This is a genomic window from Aquitalea magnusonii (assembly GCF_003202035.1).
Lineage (GTDB): Bacteria > Pseudomonadota > Gammaproteobacteria > Burkholderiales > Chromobacteriaceae > Aquitalea > Aquitalea magnusonii.
In genome coordinates this window covers 1-19,023 of sequence record NZ_QJKC01000028.1, presented here as the reverse complement: position 1 = coordinate 19,023, position 19,023 = coordinate 1, and the positions used below count along the sequence as shown (strand labels likewise).

At 63.8% G+C, this 19,023-nt stretch carries 17 protein-coding genes and 2 pseudogenes; 8 read left to right on the top strand and 11 right to left on the bottom strand.

The features are described 5' to 3' along the window. The first annotated feature begins 9 nt into the window (after positions 1-9). Positions 10-861 carry a cobalt ECF transporter T component CbiQ gene (cbiQ, locus tag DFR38_RS19375; RefSeq protein ID WP_110313816.1) on the top strand — a complete coding sequence of 284 codons (852 nt, stop codon included), beginning with the start codon at positions 10-12 and terminating at the stop codon, positions 859-861. Next, on the top strand, positions 858-1,733 hold the full coding sequence (locus DFR38_RS19370; protein ID WP_110313815.1) for an energy-coupling factor ABC transporter ATP-binding protein: 876 nt from the start codon (positions 858-860) through the stop codon (positions 1,731-1,733). Before cbiQ ends, DFR38_RS19370 begins: the two co-directional genes overlap by 4 nt. A 4-nt stretch (positions 1,734-1,737) precedes the next feature. On the opposite strand, the gene nikR is transcribed toward DFR38_RS19370, so the two are convergent. Beyond that, positions 1,738-2,184, bottom strand: a complete 447-nt coding sequence (gene nikR / locus DFR38_RS19365) for a nickel-responsive transcriptional regulator NikR (RefSeq protein ID WP_110313814.1) — start codon at positions 2,182-2,184, stop codon at positions 1,738-1,740. Between the two features lie 252 nt (positions 2,185-2,436). On the opposite strand from nikR, the gene DFR38_RS19360 reads away from it, so the two are divergent. Genes DFR38_RS19360 through DFR38_RS19350 form a run of 3 tightly spaced genes read left to right on the top strand, consistent with a single transcriptional unit; the run spans position 2,437 to position 7,174 of the window. Continuing rightward, on the top strand, positions 2,437-3,594 hold the full coding sequence (locus DFR38_RS19360; RefSeq protein ID WP_110313813.1) for an FIST signal transduction protein: 1,158 nt from the start codon (positions 2,437-2,439) through the stop codon (positions 3,592-3,594). A gap of 31 nt (positions 3,595-3,625) precedes the next feature. Next, positions 3,626-6,730 carry a hybrid sensor histidine kinase/response regulator gene (locus tag DFR38_RS19355; protein ID WP_110313812.1) on the top strand — a complete coding sequence of 1,035 codons (3,105 nt, stop codon included), beginning with the start codon at positions 3,626-3,628 and terminating at the stop codon, positions 6,728-6,730. 21 nt (positions 6,731-6,751) lie between these two features. Continuing rightward, positions 6,752-7,174, top strand: a complete 423-nt coding sequence (locus DFR38_RS19350; RefSeq protein ID WP_158527772.1) for a BLUF domain-containing protein — start codon at positions 6,752-6,754, stop codon at positions 7,172-7,174. Between the two features lie 15 nt (positions 7,175-7,189). On the opposite strand, the gene DFR38_RS19345 is transcribed toward DFR38_RS19350, so the two are convergent. From DFR38_RS19345 to DFR38_RS19305, 9 genes are all read right to left on the bottom strand, one after another. Further along, on the bottom strand, positions 7,190-7,987 hold the full coding sequence (locus DFR38_RS19345) for a phosphate/phosphite/phosphonate ABC transporter substrate-binding protein (protein ID WP_059287204.1): 798 nt from the start codon (positions 7,985-7,987) through the stop codon (positions 7,190-7,192). Positions 7,988-7,991: 4 nt separating this feature from the next. After that, entirely contained in the window at positions 7,992-8,738 is a 747-nt protein-coding gene (locus DFR38_RS19340; protein WP_110313811.1) for an ABC transporter permease, read from the bottom strand. Continuing rightward, positions 8,735-9,667 (bottom strand): ABC transporter ATP-binding protein, encoded by a 933-nt coding sequence (locus DFR38_RS19335; RefSeq protein WP_110313823.1) that lies wholly within the window; start codon positions 9,665-9,667, stop codon positions 8,735-8,737. Before DFR38_RS19335 ends, DFR38_RS19340 begins: the two co-directional genes overlap by 4 nt. Next, entirely contained in the window at positions 9,660-10,820 is a 1,161-nt protein-coding gene (locus tag DFR38_RS19330) for an ABC transporter permease (protein ID WP_110313810.1), read from the bottom strand. Before DFR38_RS19330 ends, DFR38_RS19335 begins: the two co-directional genes overlap by 8 nt. A gap of 30 nt (positions 10,821-10,850) precedes the next feature. Next, complete coding sequence (gene osmF / locus DFR38_RS19325) at positions 10,851-11,777, bottom strand: glycine betaine ABC transporter substrate-binding protein OsmF (protein ID WP_059287636.1); 927 nt, start codon at positions 11,775-11,777, stop codon at positions 10,851-10,853. A gap of 32 nt (positions 11,778-11,809) precedes the next feature. Then, positions 11,810-12,802, bottom strand: a complete 993-nt coding sequence (locus tag DFR38_RS19320; protein ID WP_110313809.1) for a fatty acid desaturase — start codon at positions 12,800-12,802, stop codon at positions 11,810-11,812. Positions 12,803-13,129: 327 nt separating this feature from the next. Further along, positions 13,130-14,611 carry an aldehyde dehydrogenase family protein gene (locus DFR38_RS19315; protein WP_110313808.1) on the bottom strand — a complete coding sequence of 494 codons (1,482 nt, stop codon included), beginning with the start codon at positions 14,609-14,611 and terminating at the stop codon, positions 13,130-13,132. A gap of 47 nt (positions 14,612-14,658) precedes the next feature. Beyond that, on the bottom strand, positions 14,659-15,012 hold the full coding sequence (locus DFR38_RS19310) for a cupin domain-containing protein (protein WP_059287628.1): 354 nt from the start codon (positions 15,010-15,012) through the stop codon (positions 14,659-14,661). Between the two features lie 39 nt (positions 15,013-15,051). After that, positions 15,052-16,455: an NAD(P)/FAD-dependent oxidoreductase gene (locus tag DFR38_RS19305; protein ID WP_110313807.1), complete on the bottom strand. Its 1,404-nt coding sequence runs from the start codon at positions 16,453-16,455 to the stop codon at positions 15,052-15,054. A 286-nt stretch (positions 16,456-16,741) separates the two neighbouring features. On the opposite strand from DFR38_RS19305, the gene DFR38_RS19300 reads away from it, so the two are divergent. Beyond that, complete coding sequence (locus DFR38_RS19300) at positions 16,742-17,662, top strand: LysR family transcriptional regulator (RefSeq protein ID WP_110313806.1); 921 nt, start codon at positions 16,742-16,744, stop codon at positions 17,660-17,662. 200 nt (positions 17,663-17,862) lie between these two features. Here the strand turns inward: DFR38_RS19300 and DFR38_RS19295 are convergent. Then, positions 17,863-18,044 (bottom strand): annotated as a pseudogene (locus DFR38_RS19295) (IS5/IS1182 family transposase); the annotation flags it as partial. Between the two features lie 53 nt (positions 18,045-18,097). Between DFR38_RS19295 and DFR38_RS19290 the strand changes: the two are divergent. Both DFR38_RS19290 and DFR38_RS21945 read left to right on the top strand, forming a co-directional pair. Continuing rightward, positions 18,098-18,232, top strand: a pseudogene (locus tag DFR38_RS19290) (IS5/IS1182 family transposase); the annotation flags it as partial. A 671-nt stretch (positions 18,233-18,903) separates the two neighbouring features. Continuing rightward, the coding region (locus DFR38_RS21945) for a helix-turn-helix domain-containing protein (RefSeq protein WP_146215901.1) at positions 18,904-19,023 on the top strand (120 nt) is incomplete at its 3' end.

The following is a 19,023-nucleotide window of genomic DNA, read 5'->3' as shown; positions in this document are numbered from 1 at the left end:
GGCCAGGGCATGAGCGAGCAATCCTTTATCGCCGGCGGCCATCGCCATGGCGGCCATTTTGCCGAGCGGCTGGTGCATGGCTTGCAGCAGGCGCTGGAGCATTCGCTGGATGCCGAAGCCATCAGCAGGCAGCGCGGCCTGTTGCAGGGGCTGGACCCGCGCTGCAAGCTGCTGGCGCTGCTCAGCCTGATGATCAGCGGCATCCTGGCCAGCCAGCTTGTCACCCTGCTGCTGCTGTTCGGCCTGGCCGTGCTGCTGGCCTTGCTGTCGCAAGTATCCTTGCGGCGGCTGTATCGCCAGGCCTGGCTCAGCGTCTTGCTGTTCAGCGGGGTGATTGCCGTGCCGGCACTGTTTCTGGTGCCGGGTGAGGTGCTGTTCCGGCTGCCGCTGCTGCACTGGGGCATCAGCCTGCAAGGCTTGCGCAGCGCCGCCTTTTTATTGGGGCGGGCGGAAACCTCGGCCAGCTTTGCCTTGCTGCTGATGCTGACCACACCGTGGATGCATGTGCTCAAGGCCATGCGCAGCCTGGGGGTGCCGGTGCTGCTGGTGGCCCTGCTGGGCATGACCCATCGTTATATCTTCGTGCTGTTGCAAACCGCCAGCCAGATGTTCGAAGCCCGGCGCAGCCGCATGCTGGCACCGCCCAGCGGCCGGCTGGCGCGCCAGGTGGTGGCGGCCAGCAGCGGCGTGCTGCTCGGCAAGGCTTTTCAGCTGAGCAGCGAAGTGCACCTGGCCATGGTGTCGCGCGGCTACCGTGGCGACATCTATCTGCTGCACAGCTTTCACACCCGTCGGCGCGACTGGTGCGCCCTGCTGCCGGCGCTGTGCGTGCCGCTGCTGATCTTATGGAAACATGCATGACACCGCCGGTATTCGAGCTGCAGGACCTGAGCTATCACTATCAGCAGCAACAGGCGCTGGACAGCCTGACTCTGCGTATCGAGGCCGGCTGCCGGGTGGCCTTGCTCGGGGCCAATGGCTCGGGCAAATCCACCTTGCTGCGCTTGCTGAACGGCCTGTACTTTGCCCAGCAGGGCAGGCTGCTGGCCTTTGGCGAGGAGCTGAGCGAGGCGGCGCTGGCCGAGGATGAGCGCCACTATGCCTTTCGCCGCCGGGTCGGGCTGGTGTTCCAGAATCCCGATGTGCAGCTGTTCAACCCCACGGTGTTCGACGAACTGGCGTTTGGCCCGCTGCAACTGGGCTGGCCGCACGCAACCATCCGCAGCGCCATTGCCGACATGCTGCAACGCTTCGGAATCAGCCATCTGCAAGAGCGCGCGCCGCACCGCCTGTCCGGTGGCGAGCGCAAGCGGGTGGCGCTGGCCTCGGTGCTGATCATGCAGCCAGAGGTATTGCTGCTGGATGAACCCACCGCCGCGCTGGACCCGCACAGCCAGGGCGAGGTGATCCGCTTTTTGCTGGAGAGCAAGGACAGCGGCCGCACCATCATTACCGCCACCCATGATCTGGACAGCGTGGCCGATATTGCCGACCAGGTATTCGTGCTGGATGGCGGCCGGCTGGTGGCCAGCGGCAGCCCGGCCGCCATCCTCGCCGATCAGGCGTTGCTGCAGCGCACTCATCTACTGCATGCCCATCCGCACCGCCATGGCGACGGCGTGGTGCACAGCCACCCGCATCAGCACGGCCATGGCCACGGCCACGGCCATCAGCATGCCGGCACGGGCAGTGGCTACCGCTACTACCCGGCGCGGCGCAAACCATCCAGCTGATGGGTCAACGCTTGCCCGGCCGGCGGTAGCCCATGCCCGCCCCGCTGGCCGCCGCCGTGGGAATCAGCTGCACCTGACCGTGGCGCACGCCGGTTTCGGCAATCACCGAGCGGGCAAAACTTTCCACCTTGGCGCTGTCGCCGCGCAGGATCACCGTTTCGATGCAGTCATCGTGATTGATATGGGCATGCATGGTGGCAATGGCCATGTCGTGGTGATCGTGCTGCAGGCCGGTCAGGCGCGATGACAGCTGGCGCTCGTGATGATCGAACACATAGCTGAGCACCGCCACGCATGGGCCGCCCGCGCCACGCCCCAGGTCTTCCTCACCCAGCTCGCGCCGCAACATGTCGCGCACCGCCTCCGAACGGCTGCTATAGCCACGCCGCGCCATCAGTTCGTCAAAAGCCTGTGCCAGCTCGTCGCTGAGCGAAATCGTCACTCTTTGCATGTCTGCCTCCTCAAATCAGAGGCCGAGCATAGCAGAGCGCCGCCGCTGCCGCATTGGCCCCGCCACCGCCAGCGGCCACGCCGGCAAAAGGCCCATGACATGACGGATGTCATATGGCGCGGCGCAAAAAAATGCGATATTCCGCCAGCAACGGCACAATGCTGCATTCTGCTGCCCCTGCGGCTCGCCGATTAACTAAGATGACAGGGTTCACATGCCATTCCATGGCGGTAACCACAAGGGAAACCATTCATGCGCATCCGCCAGCTCTGCCTGCCTGACAGCCGCCCCACCACCGAACGATTACTGCCGCTGCGCGCCATTGATCCCCAGCTGTTGCTGGTCTTCGGCTCGCTGGCTTTTTTCGCCGACGACCAGGCACTGGCCACGCTGCAGGCGGCGTTTCCCGACAGCCTGCTGCTGGGCTGCTCCACCGCCGGGGAAATCTCCAGCCATGGCGTGGATGACCACTCCACCGTGCTGACCGCCATCCATTTTGCCCATACCCGCGTACAGCCGGCCGCCACCCCCCTGCATGACATGGCCGATTCCGGCGCGGCCGGAGCCCGGCTGGCACGGCAACTGGCGGCAGATGACCTGCAGATGGTGCTGGTGCTGGGCCAGGGCGTGGCCATCAATGGCAGTGCCCTGCTGCAAGGCATCAGCAGCGTGCTGGGCACAGGGCTGCCGGTCGTGGGCGGGCTGGCGGGTGACAACGCCGCCTTCAGCCGCACCTATACCCTGAACGAGCACGGCAGCTCGGACCGGCAGCTGGTGGCGGTGGGGCTGTATGGCAAGCAGCTGCGGCTGGGCCATGGCTCCTATGGCGGCTGGACCACCTTCGGCCCGGCGCGCCAGGTGACGCGCTGCCAGGAAAACGTGCTGTACGAGCTGGATGGCGCGCCGGCACTGGAAGTATACAAGCGCTATCTGGGTGAATATGCCGCCGACCTGCCCGGCTCCGGCCTGCTGTTCCCCTTCTCCATGCTGGGCGAACACCAGCAGGATGCCGGCGTGATCCGCACCATCCTGGGCGTGGATGAAGCCAGCGGCAGCCTGACGCTGGCCGGCGAAGTGCAAACCGGCTGTTATCTCAAACTGATGCATGCCAGCACCGACAACCTGGTACATGGTGCGGAACAGGCGGCCAGCGCCGCCAGCCTGGCACAGCCGGTGGACGGCGACAGCCTGGCCCTGCTGGTGTCCTGCGTGGGCCGCAAGCTGGTGATGGGCGACCGGGTCGATGAAGAAATCGAGGCCGTGGCCGACGAACTGGGCAGCCATACCGTGCTGGCCGGTTTTTACTCCAATGGCGAAATCAGCCCTTTTGCCCCGGGCCAGCCCTGTCGGCTGCACAACCAGACCATGACCATTACCACGCTTGCCGAGATGGCAGGCCCCCACGACTGATGCGCGCTCAGCAGACGCCAGCAGGGAATTCATGCAAAACATTCTGATGCGCCAGTTGCGGCGCACAATGGGCATCGCCGATGACGGCCAGCTGCAACAGGTACTGGCCGAACTAAGCGCCCTGGCAGACAGCGCCACCGTTTCGCCACAGGCCGCCACGGCGCTCAAGGGGCTGGGTGGATTACTGGAGCGGGTCAATGGCACCTATGCCCAGCAGGACCGCGACATCAGCCTGCGCACCCGCAGCCTGGAACTCAGCTCGGACGAACTGAGCAGCACCAACCAGCGCCTGCAACAGGAACTGGCCGGCCGCGAACACGCCATCAGCCGCCTGCGGGAAACCGTGCGGCTGCTGCAGAGCGAAACCGGCATGGCCGACAACGCCGCGCAGGCTGGCGACCTGGAAGCGCTGATCAGCGTGGTGGCCGAGCTGGTGCAATACCGCCAGCGCGGACAGCAGGCCATCCGCCAGGCTCAGCTGGCACTGGAAAACCAGAAATTCGCCCTCGACCAGCATGCCATCGTCAGCATTACCGACCGCTACGGCATCATCACCTATGCCAATGACAAATTCTGCCAGATCAGCGGCTACCGTCTGGACGAGCTGCAAGGGCAGAGCCATAACCTGGTCAATTCCGGCTATCATCCGGCCGCATTTTTCGCCGGCATGTGGCGCAGCATCAGTGCCGGCAAGGTGTGGACCGGCGAAATCCGCAACCGCGCCAAGGATGGCAGCCTGTACTGGGTCGCCGCCACCATCGTGCCGTTTCTGGATGACGATGGCCGCCCCTACCAGTACGTGGCCATCCGCACCGACATCACCGCCCGCCACCAGGCCAGCGCCCGTCTGCAGGAACAATTGCACTTTGTCGAAGAGCTGGTCGAAGCCATGCCGCTGCCGGTGTATGTGAAGGACCCCCAGCTGAAATACCGGCTGATGAACCGGGCCTTCGAAGAATACTTTGCCATTTCGCGGCAGGAATTTATCGGCAAGACCTCGTTCGATCTGATGAACAGCGAACTGGCCAGCTACCACCAGCTGCGCGACCGCGAACTGCTGCAGGAAGTGTCGCGCCACAGCTACGAATCCCGCGTGCAGCGCCGTGACGGCGCCAGCCGCGACGGCATTTTCCACAAGGCCACGCTGACGCGGCCGGATGGCACCATCGCCGGGCTGATCGGCACCATTTCCGACATCACCGAGCTGAAAATCCTCGAACGCGAATCGCGCCATGCCCGCGAGGTGGCCGAAGCAGCCAACCGCGCCAAGAGCGAATTCCTGGCCAATATGAGCCATGAAATCCGCACCCCGATGAACGGCATCCTCGGCATGACCGAACTGACGCTGGACACCGCGCTGAACCGCGAACAACGCGAATACATGACGGTGGTGAAATCCTCCACCGAAGCCCTGCTCACCGTCATCAACGACATTCTCGACTTCTCCAAGCTGGAAGCCGGCAAGATGACCATAGAAGAAACCGCCTTCGAACTGGAGGCGGTGCTGGGCAGCACCATGAAAAACGTAGCGATGCGGGCAGAGAGCAAGGGGCTGGAACTGGCCTGCCGCATCGCCCCGGACATTCCGCCAGTGCTGCTGGGCGACCCCGGCCGCCTGCGCCAGGTGCTGCTCAACCTGCTGTCCAATGCCATCAAGTTCACCAGCGTGGGCGAGGTGCTGATCCGCGCCTCCCTGCTGGAACAGGATGGCAGCGACGTGCTGGTGAAATTCTCGGTTTGCGATACCGGCATCGGCATTGCCCGCGACAAGCAGGAAAGCATCTTCGAAGCCTTCGTGCAGGAAGACAGCTCCACCACGCGCAAATACGGCGGCACCGGTCTGGGCTTGTCCATCTGCAAGCGCCTGGTGTCGATGATGCATGGCCAGATGTGGCTGGAAAGCCAGCCAGGCCAAGGCAGCACCTTTCACTTCACCGTGCGTTTTGCCAGTGTCGACCCAGCCAGCCTGCCACGTCCGCTCAGCCCGGACCGCCTGCATGGCCTGCGCGCGCTGATCATCGACGACAATCGCATCAACCGCGACATCCTGCAGGAAACCCTGGCCAGCTGGGGGGTGCAGGCGGAACAGGCCGACAGCGGTGCCGCCGGCCTCGCCATGCTGGCCAGCGCCAGCTCGGCTTACGCCTTCGTGCTGCTGGACGGCATGATGCCGGAAATGGACGGCTTCGAAACCGCCAGCCGCATCCACGCGCTGCAACTGCCAGAACCACCGGTGCTGATCATGCTGTCGTCGGCCGGCAACCATGGGGCCGAGCTGTATCGCGCCAGCGGCATCACCTGCCATGTGGCCAAGCCGGTCTTGCAATCGGAATTGCACCAGACCATCTTGCAGGCGCTGGGTGCCACACCGCATCCGCTGCCGGCCGGCGACAGCCAGCCGGCCGTCGCCGCAAGCCACGGCAGCCTGCGCATCCTGGTGGTGGAAGACAATCAGGTGAACCAGCAACTGGCCATCAGCCTGCTCAGCCGCTGGGGCCACCAGGCAACGCTGGCAGAAGACGGCCAGCAGGCACTGGACGAACTGGCCCGCCAGTCCTACGACCTGGTGTTGATGGACATGCAGATGCCGGTGATGGGCGGACTGGAAGCCACCCGCCGCTACCGCAGACAGGAAGCCGCCGGCCAGCATCTGCCCATCATCGCCATGACTGCCAATGCCCTGCCGGGGGACCGCGAACACTGCCTGGCCGCCGGCATGGACGATTACCTGTGCAAGCCGGTGCGCGCCGCCGACCTGCAACAGCTGTTGCAGCGCTATGCACCGGCCGCCAGCGCGGCAGTGGCATTCGACTACCGGGCCAGCCTGAGTCAGCAAGACTCTGAAGTCATCGACATCGTCGCCGCCAGTTTTCTGGCGTCTTTTCCGCAGGAAATCCAGCGCCTGCACCAGGCACTGCGCCAGCCTGATCCGCTGGCGGTAAAACGGCTGGCGCACACCATCAAGGGCAATGCCGCGCTGTTTGGTGCCACCCCGATGGTGACCGCCGCCGCACAACTGGAGAAAATCGCGACCGAAAGCCAGCTGGCGGCCCAGGAGCAACTGCTCACTACGCTGGAACAGCAATTCGGCCTGCTACGCGCCGCGCTGCTGGCCAGGCCGCCCGCGCAGGGCTGATCGTTGACAGGAATGAATACCATGTTGATCCAGCTGATTTACTCCAGCACCGCCAGCGCCGCGTTCAGCGCCGAGGAACTGACCGCCATCCTGCAGCAGTCGGTCAGCAACAACCAGGCCAATGCAGTCACCGGCCTGCTGCTGTACACCCATGGCAGCTTTCTGCAATTACTGGAAGGCAGCCCGGCGGCCGTGGATGCCACTTATGCGCGCATCGCGCGCGATCCGCGCCATCACAGCATCGAGCCGCATCTGCGCACCCCCATCCACCAGCGCGAATTCAGCCAGTGGCATATGGGCTTTCACCAGCTGGATGCGGCAGATGCCCGCGCCCTGCCCCAGTTCGCCCCGGTGTTCGAGCAGGGTTTCGACCCGCACCGGCTGACCGCCTGCCCGGACGAGGGCTTGGCCATCCTTCGGGCCATTGCCGGGCTGGACAGCTAAACCAGCCAACGGGCCTTACCACTCCGCCATACCCGCAGCCCGCCAGTGTGCGGCTGCATCAGCAATGCAGGCATAGTCGGACAGATCCAGCGGGCTGAAGCCACCAATCGCCGCCGCCTGCAAAAAGGGCTGCAGCTCCGGCGCATGCAGGCTGTCGCCAATGGCCTGGCGTAGCCGCGCCACGGTGACTGCAGGCGTGGACGCCGCCGTGATCAAGGGTAATCCGGGCTGCAAGCGGGTATGGCCGATGCAGGCCAGTTGCTCGAACAGCTGCGGCTGTTGCCGTGCCAGCAGGGCATGGCTGACACAGTCCAGCGCGGCAATATCCGCCTCACCCGCCGCCAGCAGCGCGGCCGAAGCGCGATGTGAACCGGAAAACCTGACCTGTGCAAAAAAGGGCTGCACCCCGGCCAGCGCGCCTACTGCCGCGCGCAAGGCGTGGTAGCCCGACTGCGAATGCCGCTCATTGCACACCGCACGCTGTCCCCGAAAATCGGCCAGTGTCAGCCCGGCATCGCTCTGGCGCACCAGCAGCGCACTGCTGTAACGCCAGTCGGCGCAACCGGGCAGTTGATAATGAAAGGCTCCCAGCACCTGCACCTGTGCCGGCAATAGTGCGGAAACCGGATAGCCGCAGCACTGGCTGAGCAGCATGCCCGGCTCACGCCAGTGCGCCAGATAATCCTGTGGCCAGCCCAGGCGGGCCGGCAGCGCCTGCTCGCCCAGTTGTTGCAGACGCTGGCGCAGCCACTGCCAGTAGTGTTCGGTCAGTGGCTGCGGCCACGGATACATGGGCAGGCTGGCCCAGGCCATGGCCTTAGTGCTCGGCACCGACATGCGGCGACAGACGGCGGGCCAGCCAGTCGAAACACTGGTCGGCCACAATGGCCAGCAAGGCCACCAGCAAGGCCCCTTGCAGTACATAGGCGGTATTGAAGCCGCTCAAGCCAACGATGATGGGCAGGCCCAAGGTACGTGCCCCCACGGTAGAAGCAATGGCCGCGGTGCCGATATTGATCACCACCGAGGTACGCACCCCGGCCAGCAACACCGGGGCGGCCAGCGGCAGCTCCACCTGCCACAGGATGCGCCAGCGCCCCATGCCCAGGCCACGCGCCACATCCAGCACGCTGTCCGGCACCGAGGCCAGCCCGGCCAGCGTGCCTTGCGTCACCGGCAACAGGCCGTACAGCACCAGCGCAATCAGTGCCGGCCATTCGCCAAAGCCGATCAGCGGCGCGGCAATCGCCAGCACCGCTACCGGCGGCAGCGCCTGGCTGATGGCCAGCACACTGTCCAGCAAGGGGCGGAATTCACGCCCGGCCGGCCGGCTGACCAGCAAGCCGGCCGTTACCCCACCCAGCACGGCAATCAGGCTGGAGGCCAGCACCAGCAGCAGATGCGCCAGCACCAGGCTGGCAAAGCTGTCCTGGGTATAGAGCGGGCGTTCCACCTCCGGAAACAGCCAGGCAAACAGGCCGGCACTGTGCGGCAACAGATAGAGCAAGGCCAGCAACAGGCCGCTGCTCAGCCACAGGGCGCTTGAGCGCGGCGCCGGCCTCATGTGGCCACCGGCAGCAGGTCGGCAAAATGCAGCACGCCAGCGGGCCGGCCCTGGGCATCGATCACCGGCAGGCTGCTGACCCGGCGTGCGACAAAGGCCGACAGCGCCTCGCGCAGCGTGGCCGAGGCGGCTATCGGCTCGCCAGACGCCTGTTGCTGCGGCCGCATCCGGCTGGCCACCGTATCCAGCCCCAGCAGGCGTACGCCGACATCGCTCTGGCCGACAAAGTCACGCACGAAAGCATTGGCCGGATGCAACAGGAAATCGCGGGCACGGCCCTGCTGCACCACCCGGCCCTTGTCCATCAGCACAATATGCTGGCCAAGCAGCAGGGCTTCGTCGATATCGTGGGTCACCAGCACGATGGTTTTGCCGGACAGCGCCTGGATGCGCAGCAGCTCCTGCTGCAGCGTGCCACGGGTCACCGGGTCCAGCGCGCCGAATGGCTCGTCCATCAGCAAGACTTCCGGGTCGGCCGCCAGCGCGCGCGCCACGCCCACCCGTTGCTGCTGGCCACCGGACAACTGGTGCGGGTAGCGCGACAAATACTGCGCAGCCGGCAGGTGCAACAGCTCCAGCAGCTCCACCACCCGCTCGCGGATGCGGGCTTTCGGCCATTTGAGCAGGGCCGGCACGGCGGCGATGTTCTGCTCCACCGTCCAGTGCGGAAACAGGCCCACCGACTGGATGGCATAGCCGATGCGACGGCGCAGCACCTCGGGCGGCTGGCTGCGGATATCCTCGCCGGCCAGCCGTATGCTGCCGCTGTCCGGCTCGATCAGCCGGTTGATCATCTTCAGCGTGGTGGATTTGCCCGAGCCGGAAGTGCCGATCAGCACCGCCAGCTCGCCGGCGGCCACCTGCAGGTCGACATCGGCCACCGCCTGCCAGCCATTGAAAAACTTGTTGACTGCCTTGAGTTCAAGCATGGTCATCGGCCCCTTTCAGCCGGGAAATCAGCAGGCGGAATAGCACATCCACCAGCAAGGCCAGCAGCAGCACCGGCAACACCCCCAGCAACACCTGGTCGAGCGCGCTGGCCGACAGCCCCTGGAACATGATGGCGCCAAAGCCCCCCGCCCCGATCAAGGCCGCCACCGCCGCCAGCCCCACTGCCTGCACGCTAGTAATGCGCAGGCCGCTGAGAAACACCGGCAGCGCCAGCGGGGTTTCCACCCGCAGCATGATCTGCCACGGCGTCATGCCCATGCCACGCGCCGCCTCGCGCACCGCGGGCGGCACCTGCTGCAAGCCGGCCAGCGTGCCACGCACCACCGGCAACAGCGCATACAGGCTGAGCGCCAGCAAGGCCGGTGCCAGCCCGACCCCGGCAATGCCCAGGCCGGGCAGCTGCCGCCCCAGCCAGGCCAGCGGGCCGATCAACAGGCCGAACAGCGCAATCGACGGAATGGTCTGCAATACATTGAGCACGGGAAACAGCAAGCGGGCAAAGCGGGCCGAGCGATAGGCCCACACCCCGAGCGCGCCGCCCAGCAGCAGTGCCGGCAGCACGGAAAACAGTACCAGCTGCACATGGCGCAGCAGGGCAGCGTCGAAGGTATCCTGGTTGTTGTGGTATTCGCGCAGCAGCGACAGGCTGTCCAGCCTGCCGGTCAGCAACAGCCACAGCAGTGGCAGCTGGGCCAGCAACAGCAGCAATACGCGCCGTGGCAGCCCGCCAGCCAATACCTGCAGCGCTTCGGCCAGCTGCAGCAACAGCAACAGCTGCAACAGCCAGAAGCCGCCGCCAAACGACACCCGCGCCAGCGCATCCTCGTCGCCGGCACGCAGCGTGGCCTCGCTGCCGGCCAGCCACCACAGGGCGGCGCCCAGCCATAGCGCAGCCAGATACACCAGCCGTTCGCGCAGCATACCTGGCCGCCACCACGGTGCCAGCAGCAGCGGCAAGGCTGGCAGCAGCGCCAGCCAGCGCAGGCCGGAGCCGCTATGCAGCAAATCGAGCAGAGCGATGCCCTGCCCGGTCAGCAGGCGGTTGGGCGCATAGGTGAGCAAGGGCAGACCCAGCGCCGCCGCCAGCGACAGCAACACCAGCAACAGGCGCACCCGGCTATGCAGACGCATGCATCACCCCTGCTGGGTAATACTGCCCGCTCACTTGATAAAGCCCTTTTTCTTCAGGTAATCCTGCGCCACCTTGCGTGCATCGCGGCCTTCGATGGCAATGCTGGCATTCAGCTTCTGCAGCGTGGGGCCGGTCAGCGACAGGAACACCGGCTTCAGCACAGCGGCGATTTTGGGCTGTTTGGCCAGCACTTCGCTGCGGATGATCGGCGTTGGCGCGTAAATCGGCTGTACGCCCTTGACGTCATCCAGCGTCACCAGCCCCAGCGCGGCCACCGGGCCGTCCGTGCCATAAGCCATGGCGGCGTTGACGCCGGAAGTCTGCTCCGCCGCCGCCTTGATGGTGACCGAGGTATCGCCGCCGGCCAGCGTCAGCAGCTGATCCTGCTTCAGTTTGAAGCCATAGGCATTCTGGAAGGCCGGCAGCGCGTCGGCGCGTTCGATGAACTCGGCCGATGCCGCCAGCTTGAAGCGGCCGCCCTTGTTGATCCAGTTGCCCAGGTCAGTCAGCGTCTTCAGCTTGTTGGCCGCTGCCACATCCTTGCGGATGGCAATGGCCCAGGTATTGTTGGCCGGCGATGGCGTCAGCCAGGTAATGCGGTTTTTTTCCTGGTCCAGCTTTTTCACCAGCTGATAACCCGCCTCGGCATTTTTCCAGGCTGGGTTACTTTCATCGGCAAAGAAAAACGCGCCATTGCCGGTGTATTCCGGGTAGATGTCGATTTCGCCGGCGGTAATGGCACCGCGCACCACCTTGGTATTGCCCAGCGACACCTTGCTGACGGTCTTGATGCCATTGGCTTCCAGCACCTGCTGGATGATATTGCCCAGCAAGGCGCCTTCGGTATCAATCTTGGAGCCAACCCGAACCGCATCGGCGGCCAGCGCCTGCCAGGACAAGGTGCTCAGCGCCAGCGCCGCCAGCAGCCGACGACGGGAAAATTTTGCTTGGGTCATGGTATTCCTCTTGATGGATGAACAACGGCCCTTCAGGCAAAGGGATGGAGCGGTTCGATCACCGGCTGGCGGCGATGCCGCCACAGCAAGGGCAGATAACCCTGCTCGACAAATCCACCGCTGAGCTGCTGGTAATACCCGCGCTCGGCCAGATAGGCCTGACGCAGGCGATACCAGGGCAGGCCCGGCTGCAGGTGATGCACCAGATGATAATTCAGATTGAGAAACAGCAGCCGCCACGGCCAGGCTGCCTCGTTCAACACCGAACGGGCTGCGGCATCCGGCACCGCGCGATGCTCGTAGAAGGAACGTACCATGGCCAGCGCCAGTGCGGGATAGGCAATGCACAACAGGTAATACCATGGCGCGATACCGTGCTGGCGCAGCCACAGCAGCAACAGGCCCAGCAAGAGCAGATGGCTGCCCCACACCGGCAGCGCTTGCCGCTGCTCACCACGCACGGCGGCGCGCAGCGTGGCCAGCCAGCCCAGGGCCGGCCTCAGCAGCAAGCGCCCGGCCGCGGTGTTGCGCCAGCGCAGCAGGCTGCGCGCCACGGCAGCCGCGGGCAAGCTGGCGTGATAGTAGCTTTCCGGGTCCAGTCCCGGCAGGGTCAGGCTGTCATCGTGGTGATGGGCCAGATGGCTGTCACGATAGACCGCATAGGGATACCACACCGCCAGCGGCAGCTGGCCGAACAGGGCATTCAGCCAGCCATGGCGCGTGGGATGGCCATGAATCAGCTCGTGCTGCAGCGACATATACCAGCAGGTAAAGACCACCAGCAGCGGCGTGGCCAGCCACGGTCCCAGCTGCCGCCACAGCGCCACCGTGCCGAACCAGCCGCCATAGATGACGGCAATCAACAGCCAGGTGGGCAGCTCCAGCCGCGCCAGCCAGGCCGGTGCCCCGGACCCGCCGGATGGCACAGCCAATGCACGATCACCATCCCGCGGGTCGGGAATGGCAGAACCCTCGCGATACAGACGGCCGGAATGCAAACCGGCATGTTGCAGTGAGCAATACATGAGGCGGCTCCTTGAATGAGCCGACCACTATAGTGTTGCGGCCAGCGCCGCCAAACCAAGAAAAAATCACAAGCATTGCAGAAATTGCCGTGCTGGCGGCCGAGCCGTCCGGAGCGAACAGGCCGGACCGCGCCCGCCTGCGCCAGGGCTTGCAATGCAGCGGGGGCGGTCAAGCCATGCTTGCCGCCCCCTTGCCTATCCACCGGGCCTGCGCCTGGAACCGCCCACCCAACCCGGCAGACAAGCCGGACCAAGGTGAAGCCGCAGCCAGCACATGGCGGACGACAAGGCGGCGCAACGCTGGAGCGGGAGTTTTGTCAGCGGGTCTTAATGCTGATACCAGCCCACCGGCCCCGGTTGCAGATTGATGTTCACCTGCTTCACCTGCTGGTATTCCAGCAGGCCGTTGACCCCCAGGTCACGGCCATAGCCGCTCATCTTGTAACCGCCCCACGGCGCTTCATTAAAGGTGGGGTTGTAGCAGTTGATCCAGGTGACGCCGGCACGGATTTCCTTCACCACCCGCAGCGCACGGGCGCCATCGGTGGTGAACACGCCACCGGCCAGGCCGTAAGGCGTGTCATTGGCCATGGCGATGGCTTCGGCCTCCGTGGTGAAGGTCTGGATCGCCACCACCGGGCCGAATACTTCTTCGCGCACGATGTCCATGTCGCGGGTGCAGTTGTCGAAGATGGTGGGCTGCACGAAATAGCCCCTGGCACACTCGCCCTCGACATGGCGCTCGCCACCGCACACCAGCGTGGCGCCTTGCTGTTTGGCACGTTCGATATGGCCCAGCACCTTTTCCAGCTGGGCGGCCGAGACGATGGCGCCCATGTCCGGGTCTTTCATGCCGGGGCCTATGCTCATGGCGCGGGCGCGTTCGGCCAGGCGGGCGACAAAGCGGTCCTTGATGCTTGCTTCGATCAGGATGCGCGAACCGGCCGAGCACACTTCGCCCTGGTTGAAGAACACGCCTATCATCGCCCACTCCACCGCGCCTTCCAGATCGGCATCGGCAAAAATGATGTTGGGCGACTTGCCCCCCAGTTCCAGCCCCACTTTTTTCAGATTGCCCACCGCGGCGGCGGCAATGGTCTGGCCGGTGCGGGTGCTGCCGGTAAAGGTGATCATGTCCACCTCATGGCTGGCCGCCAGCTCCTGCCCGGCGGCCGGGCCGCTGCCCAGCACCAGGTTGGCGGTGCCGGGCGGCAGGCCGACGGCATCGAAAATCTCAAACAGCACCACCGCCGACAGCGGGGTGACTTCGCTGGGCTTGAACACCACGCAGTTGCCGGCCGCCAGCGCCGGGGCCAGCTTCCAGGCGGCCATCAGCAAAGGGTAGTTCCACGGTGTGATCAGCGCACACACGCCTACCGGTTCGTGCATGGAATAGGCATGCATGGGGCCGAAGCCATCACTCACCTCGTACACCCCGCCCTGCGGCTTGGTGATCAGGCCGGCGTAATAACGGAAACAGGCGGCGGCATCATCCACATCGCAGCGCGCCTCGCGCAGCGGCTTGCCATTGTCCAGCGTGTCCATCACCGCCAGTTCGTCGGCGCGGGCGGCAATGGCATCGGCAATGCGCAACAGCAGGTCGGCGCGCTTGGGGCCGGCCATGCGCCGCCAGCTGCCGTCATGGTCAAAGGCATGACGCGCGGCGGCAATCGCCTGCCTGCTGTCCTCGGCCACGCTGTCGGTGACCAGGGTAATCACTTCGCCATTGGCCGGATTGATCACTTCGCGGGTAGCACCGCTGACCGAAGCCTGCCATTGGCCGTTGATGTAGTTGTTGCGCACTTCCATGTTTCTTCCTCCTGCCTTGCTTGGGTTGACCCTGCCGTCTGTGCGGCTCAGGCGATATAGATCTTGCGCAGCGTTTCGGTGACGGTCCAGGTGGTGGCCGTGCCCGCTGCCAGGTGGCCGACGCTGCCGGCCCGCAGCTGCAAGGGCGGACGGCCATCGGCAAAGCTCACTGTGGCGGCACCTGCCAGTACCACGAAAAATTCGTCCACTTCGACATCGGTGGTGACGCTGGGCGACATTTCCCACACGCCTATGCTGCAGCCATGCAGGCTGCCCAGTTCGGCCGTGCCGACACGGGCCGGTCCGGTAATCAGCTGATCAGCCGGGACATCACGGTATTCCAGTTCGACGCGCGTGGCGTCCACCGCGTGGTTGGCCAGCAGGGCAAAGGGATGCGACATGGGGGGTCCTTGCAAAGATAATGTTGTGAAAACGGCGGCTCAGGAGTCGAAACCCAGCCCCAGTGCATCCATGGTGCGCAGCATCAGGTTGCGCTTGCCGTGATTGTGGTCGGCCTGGTTCAGCGACCAGCGTGTGGCCTGTACCGCCACATAGGCCAGCGGCTCCGGCGGGAAAGGCGGCGGAATCTCGCGCACCATGCGCAGCCGGGTGCGTTCGGTATCCAGCCCGTCCAGCTTGTCCAGCAGCACATTGCCGGCAAAGCGGGTGGCCCCCACCCCCAGTCCGGTAAAGCCGGCGGCATACGCTACCTTGCCACCACGCGCCAGGGCGAAAAAGGCGCAAAAACGGGTGGAGGTGTCGATGGCACCGCCCCAGCGATGGCTGAAGCGCAGCCCGGCCAGCTGCGGGAAGGTGGTGAAGAAATGACTGGCCAGCCGCTCGAACGATTCGGGGCGGTCGTCATGCTGCTCGCTTACCTTGCCACCGAAGTTGTACACCGCGTCGTAGCCGCCGAACAAGATGCGGTTGTCGCGGGTGATGCGGTAGTAGTGAAACTGGTTGGCCATGTCGGCAATGCCCTGGCGGTGCTGCCAGCCGATGGAGGCCAGTTGCTCCGGGGTCAGCGGCTCGGTCATCAGCACATAGTCGTACACCGGGATGGTGTGCCAGCGATAGCGCTTGAGCAGCGAGGGAAAGGCATTGGTGGCCAGCACCACCCGCGCCGCGCTCAACTGCCCCTGTGCCGTATGCAGCGTCACCTGGCGGCCGCGGCTCTGCAGCTTGATGACCGCCGATTGTTCATGAATCTGCACCCCCAGCTCGCTGGCCACCCGTGCCAGCTCCAGCGCCAGCTTGCCGGGGTGGATCATCGCCGTGCTGTCCTTTTCCCAGATGCCGGACAGGAAGGTGGGCGAATTCAGCTCGGCACGGATTTCCGCCGCGCTCATATAGCCTTCGCCGCGCAGTTGTTCGTCCTGATAGGGCTCCACCGCGACCACCAGCACGCCGGTGCGCTCGAAATCACAGTCGATGCCATAACGCCGGATGGTGGCTTCGATCTCGTCCAGATTGCGCAGGCCTTGCGCCTCCAGCTCGGCCATTTCCTCCGGCCAGCGCTTGTGACCGTTTTCTTCGCCATGGGTGAGGCTGGCTTCGCAAAAACCGCCATTGCGACCGGAAGCCGCCCAGCCCACGCGCTGTGCCTCCAGCAGCACCACGCTGCGTGCCGGATCGCGCTCCTTGGCCAGGATCGCGGTCCACAGCCCGAGAAAGCCGCCGCCGACAATGGCCAGCGCAGTGTCGGCGCGGCCCTGGAACTGGGGAAAGGCACGGCGGCGGGCCGCCACGTCGTCGCCCCAGAACGGGCGGTTGACGCTGTCGGCCAGTGCGCTGTGGATCAGCGCGCTGGCGGGAGCCTGACGTTCGAAAACGATTTGCGGCATAAACCTGTCATTCCTTGTGCACATTGCACGCTGTTTGAGATTGGGCACGACGACCAGCGGCGGACAGACGGCAGCTTGCCAGCGCTGGCGAATGTTTGCGGGCCTTGCCGCTACCGCGCCAGACCAGTGTAGCCTGCGCGCTGCGCCGCTGCCGCGGGGCGGGGGTGGCCCGCCGCAGATCATGGCCCGGACTGTGGCCAGTTTGCGGCTTGGCATAGCTTGTATCAGGTGATATGTTGAGATAAATCCATAATTTCTTAACTTCAGTTTTGGTTTTACTCACCTGATGAGCAAAAAAACGCCCTTAAGCCAGGTCAGCGATTTTGATATCCGGCTGCTGCGCCTGTTCAAGACGGTAGTGGAATGCGGCAGTTTTTCCGCTGCCGAGAGCGTGCTGGGCATCAGCCGCTCGGCCATCAGCCTGCATATGGGCGACCTGGAAAAGCGGCTGGGCATCTGCCTGTGCCAGCGCGGCCGTGCCGGCTTTGCGCTGACCGACGAGGGCCGCGCGGTATTGCATGCCAGCCAGACCATGCTGGCGGCCATCGAGGAATTCCGTACCGAGGTCAACCAGCTGCATCATCAGCTACGCGGCGAGCTGAACATCGGCATCATCAATAATCTGGTCACCCAGTCGCACATGCACCTGACACGGGCGCTGAAATCGCTGAGCGCACGCGGGCCGGGCGTGCGCATCAATATTTCCATGACCACCCCCAGCGAAATCGAACTGGGGGTGCAGGACGGTCATTTGCATGTCGGGGTGGTGCCGCTGATCAACCCGCTGTCCGGGCTGGATTACATCCAGTTATATGAAGAGCATTCCTTGCTGTACTGCAGCCGCGAACACCCCTTCTTTGCCCGTGCCGATACCGACATCAGCGAAGAGGAACTGTGCCGCGCCGAGGCCGTGGCACCCAATTACCGCCTGACCGCCGAGGCCATGGAGCGCCATCACGCGCTCAATTGCAGCGCCACCGCCTCCGACCGCGAAGGCATTGCCTTCCTCATCCTCACCGGCGGCTATATCGGCTTTCTGCCCGACCACTTTGCCGCCGGCTGGGTGGCCCAGGGGGTGATGCGTCCCTTGCATCCGGCCCGCTTCTGCTATGACATTCCGCTTAATGTGGTCATGCGCAAGGGACGCCGCCGCAACCGGGTGCTGGAATGTTTTCTGCAGGCACTGGAAGACAGCCGCAGGGGCTGAATATCATTTTTGTCCAGCACACAAACGGGCAGCTCGAATAGCCACCGATTTTTCCACCCAAGCATGCGCATAAACATATACACGTTATTTGCACCACTTTTTCGTCAGATTACGGCGCTCTTGATCGATTTACCGCTGTTTTTACCTAAAATTTCCGGCCTACCCGGAAATTCGACGTATTGCGGGCAGCAAGTTACCCTGATTCCTGCCTTTTGCAGGTAAACCAGCAGCTTCAGGTTGTAGCAGCAAGCCTGCATGTCATCGCAAAGTTGGCTCGGCTCTATTCGATGGTGCGAATGAACTTGCCACCAATCTGTTCAATGCAGGCAAAGACGTGCTCAACACGTGCGCTGGTCTTGGCAATGCGATGGTTGCACCGTTGCTAGCATCCAGACTGCGCTTCACGCGCTACGAACGGGTAGCCTCGGTCGCGTCGGCCAGGACAAAACTATAGGGCCTCTTCGTCAGGTGATGGTGCGGGAATTGGCCAAGGTTGATCAGTTACTGACGCTGACGATGGTGGCGTACAACCTGACGAGACTGCGTTCATTGGTAGCATTGCATCTGTAACTGACGTGAGATGGGTAAGTATCGGGGAAATCCCCCCAAAGTGTCATCCGATGACGGATTCTGGCTTGAATTGGCGGGGGAAGCGGCAACTGGGGGCAGATCAAAGCTGCCTCATGCGCAAGTAAAGGCAGGAATACACTCGACTGGCGGGTATTTTAACAGCCTGCCAAGCAATAACTGTACCGGGAAGAGAAATGCCGTTCACCTAACTAAAGTGAACGGCATTAAGGCACATATCTGGCCCGTGATAAATGACTAAGACGAAAATTGTTGATTAGGCTGTGACCGAGCCAATGGCAAATAAGGTAGGGATTATCGTGTCTGGGCTGGTGCTAATGTAGTTAAGCCCTTTTGGTGCTGCGTACTCGGCAAGCCATTGCACTGAATCCCAGTCATAGGAAAGCTCGCCGGCCAACCCCCACTGATAGTCACGCTGTATCTGTTGGCCCAGAACGTTAGTGCGGTCGAGTACAGAACGAATGGCCTTACCAACAGTTGGGTGAATACGTTTGAAGGGACTAGCTTCAAATAGACCTTTCTTCACATAGCCGGGGATAATGGTTTTGGGAGCATCACCACGGTTAAGATTTAAGCACGCGGTGGTAAAATCATTAGTCCGGCGGTTTCAAGAGCTAAGTGCAACACCAACCAATTAAAGGTTAAGTTGTTGCATGCAAAGAACTTATGAGCACCTCAGTGCCGAAGAACGCGGGTTCATCATGGCAATGAAACAGCAGGGAGAGAGTGCCAGGGCCATTGCAAAGGCATTGCACCGGGCTCCCAGCACGATT

Coding starts and splice junctions, on each gene's coding strand:
- DFR38_RS19310 (WP_059287628.1), bottom strand. CDS start 15,012: ATGTCGCATCCCTTTGCCCTGCTGGCCAACCACGCGGTGGACGCCACG.
- DFR38_RS19350 (WP_158527772.1), top strand. CDS start 6,752: ATGTTGATCCAGCTGATTTACTCCAGCACCGCCAGCGCCGCGTTCAGC.
- DFR38_RS19355 (WP_110313812.1), top strand. CDS start 3,626: ATGCAAAACATTCTGATGCGCCAGTTGCGGCGCACAATGGGCATCGCC.
- DFR38_RS19345 (WP_059287204.1), bottom strand. CDS start 7,987: ATGGCCTGGGCCAGCCTGCCCATGTATCCGTGGCCGCAGCCACTGACC.
- DFR38_RS19370 (WP_110313815.1), top strand. CDS start 858: ATGACACCGCCGGTATTCGAGCTGCAGGACCTGAGCTATCACTATCAG.
- DFR38_RS19335 (WP_110313823.1), bottom strand. CDS start 9,667: ATGCTTGAACTCAAGGCAGTCAACAAGTTTTTCAATGGCTGGCAGGCG.
- DFR38_RS19305 (WP_110313807.1), bottom strand. CDS start 16,455: ATGCCGCAAATCGTTTTCGAACGTCAGGCTCCCGCCAGCGCGCTGATC.
- DFR38_RS19330 (WP_110313810.1), bottom strand. CDS start 10,820: ATGCGTCTGCATAGCCGGGTGCGCCTGTTGCTGGTGTTGCTGTCGCTG.
- DFR38_RS19360 (WP_110313813.1), top strand. CDS start 2,437: ATGCGCATCCGCCAGCTCTGCCTGCCTGACAGCCGCCCCACCACCGAA.
- nikR (WP_110313814.1), bottom strand. CDS start 2,184: ATGCAAAGAGTGACGATTTCGCTCAGCGACGAGCTGGCACAGGCTTTT.
- DFR38_RS19315 (WP_110313808.1), bottom strand. CDS start 14,611: ATGGAAGTGCGCAACAACTACATCAACGGCCAATGGCAGGCTTCGGTC.
- cbiQ (WP_110313816.1), top strand. CDS start 10: ATGAGCGAGCAATCCTTTATCGCCGGCGGCCATCGCCATGGCGGCCAT.
- DFR38_RS19340 (WP_110313811.1), bottom strand. CDS start 8,738: ATGAGGCCGGCGCCGCGCTCAAGCGCCCTGTGGCTGAGCAGCGGCCTG.
- DFR38_RS19320 (WP_110313809.1), bottom strand. CDS start 12,802: ATGTATTGCTCACTGCAACATGCCGGTTTGCATTCCGGCCGTCTGTAT.
- osmF (WP_059287636.1), bottom strand. CDS start 11,777: ATGACCCAAGCAAAATTTTCCCGTCGTCGGCTGCTGGCGGCGCTGGCG.
- DFR38_RS19300 (WP_110313806.1), top strand. CDS start 16,742: ATGAGCAAAAAAACGCCCTTAAGCCAGGTCAGCGATTTTGATATCCGG.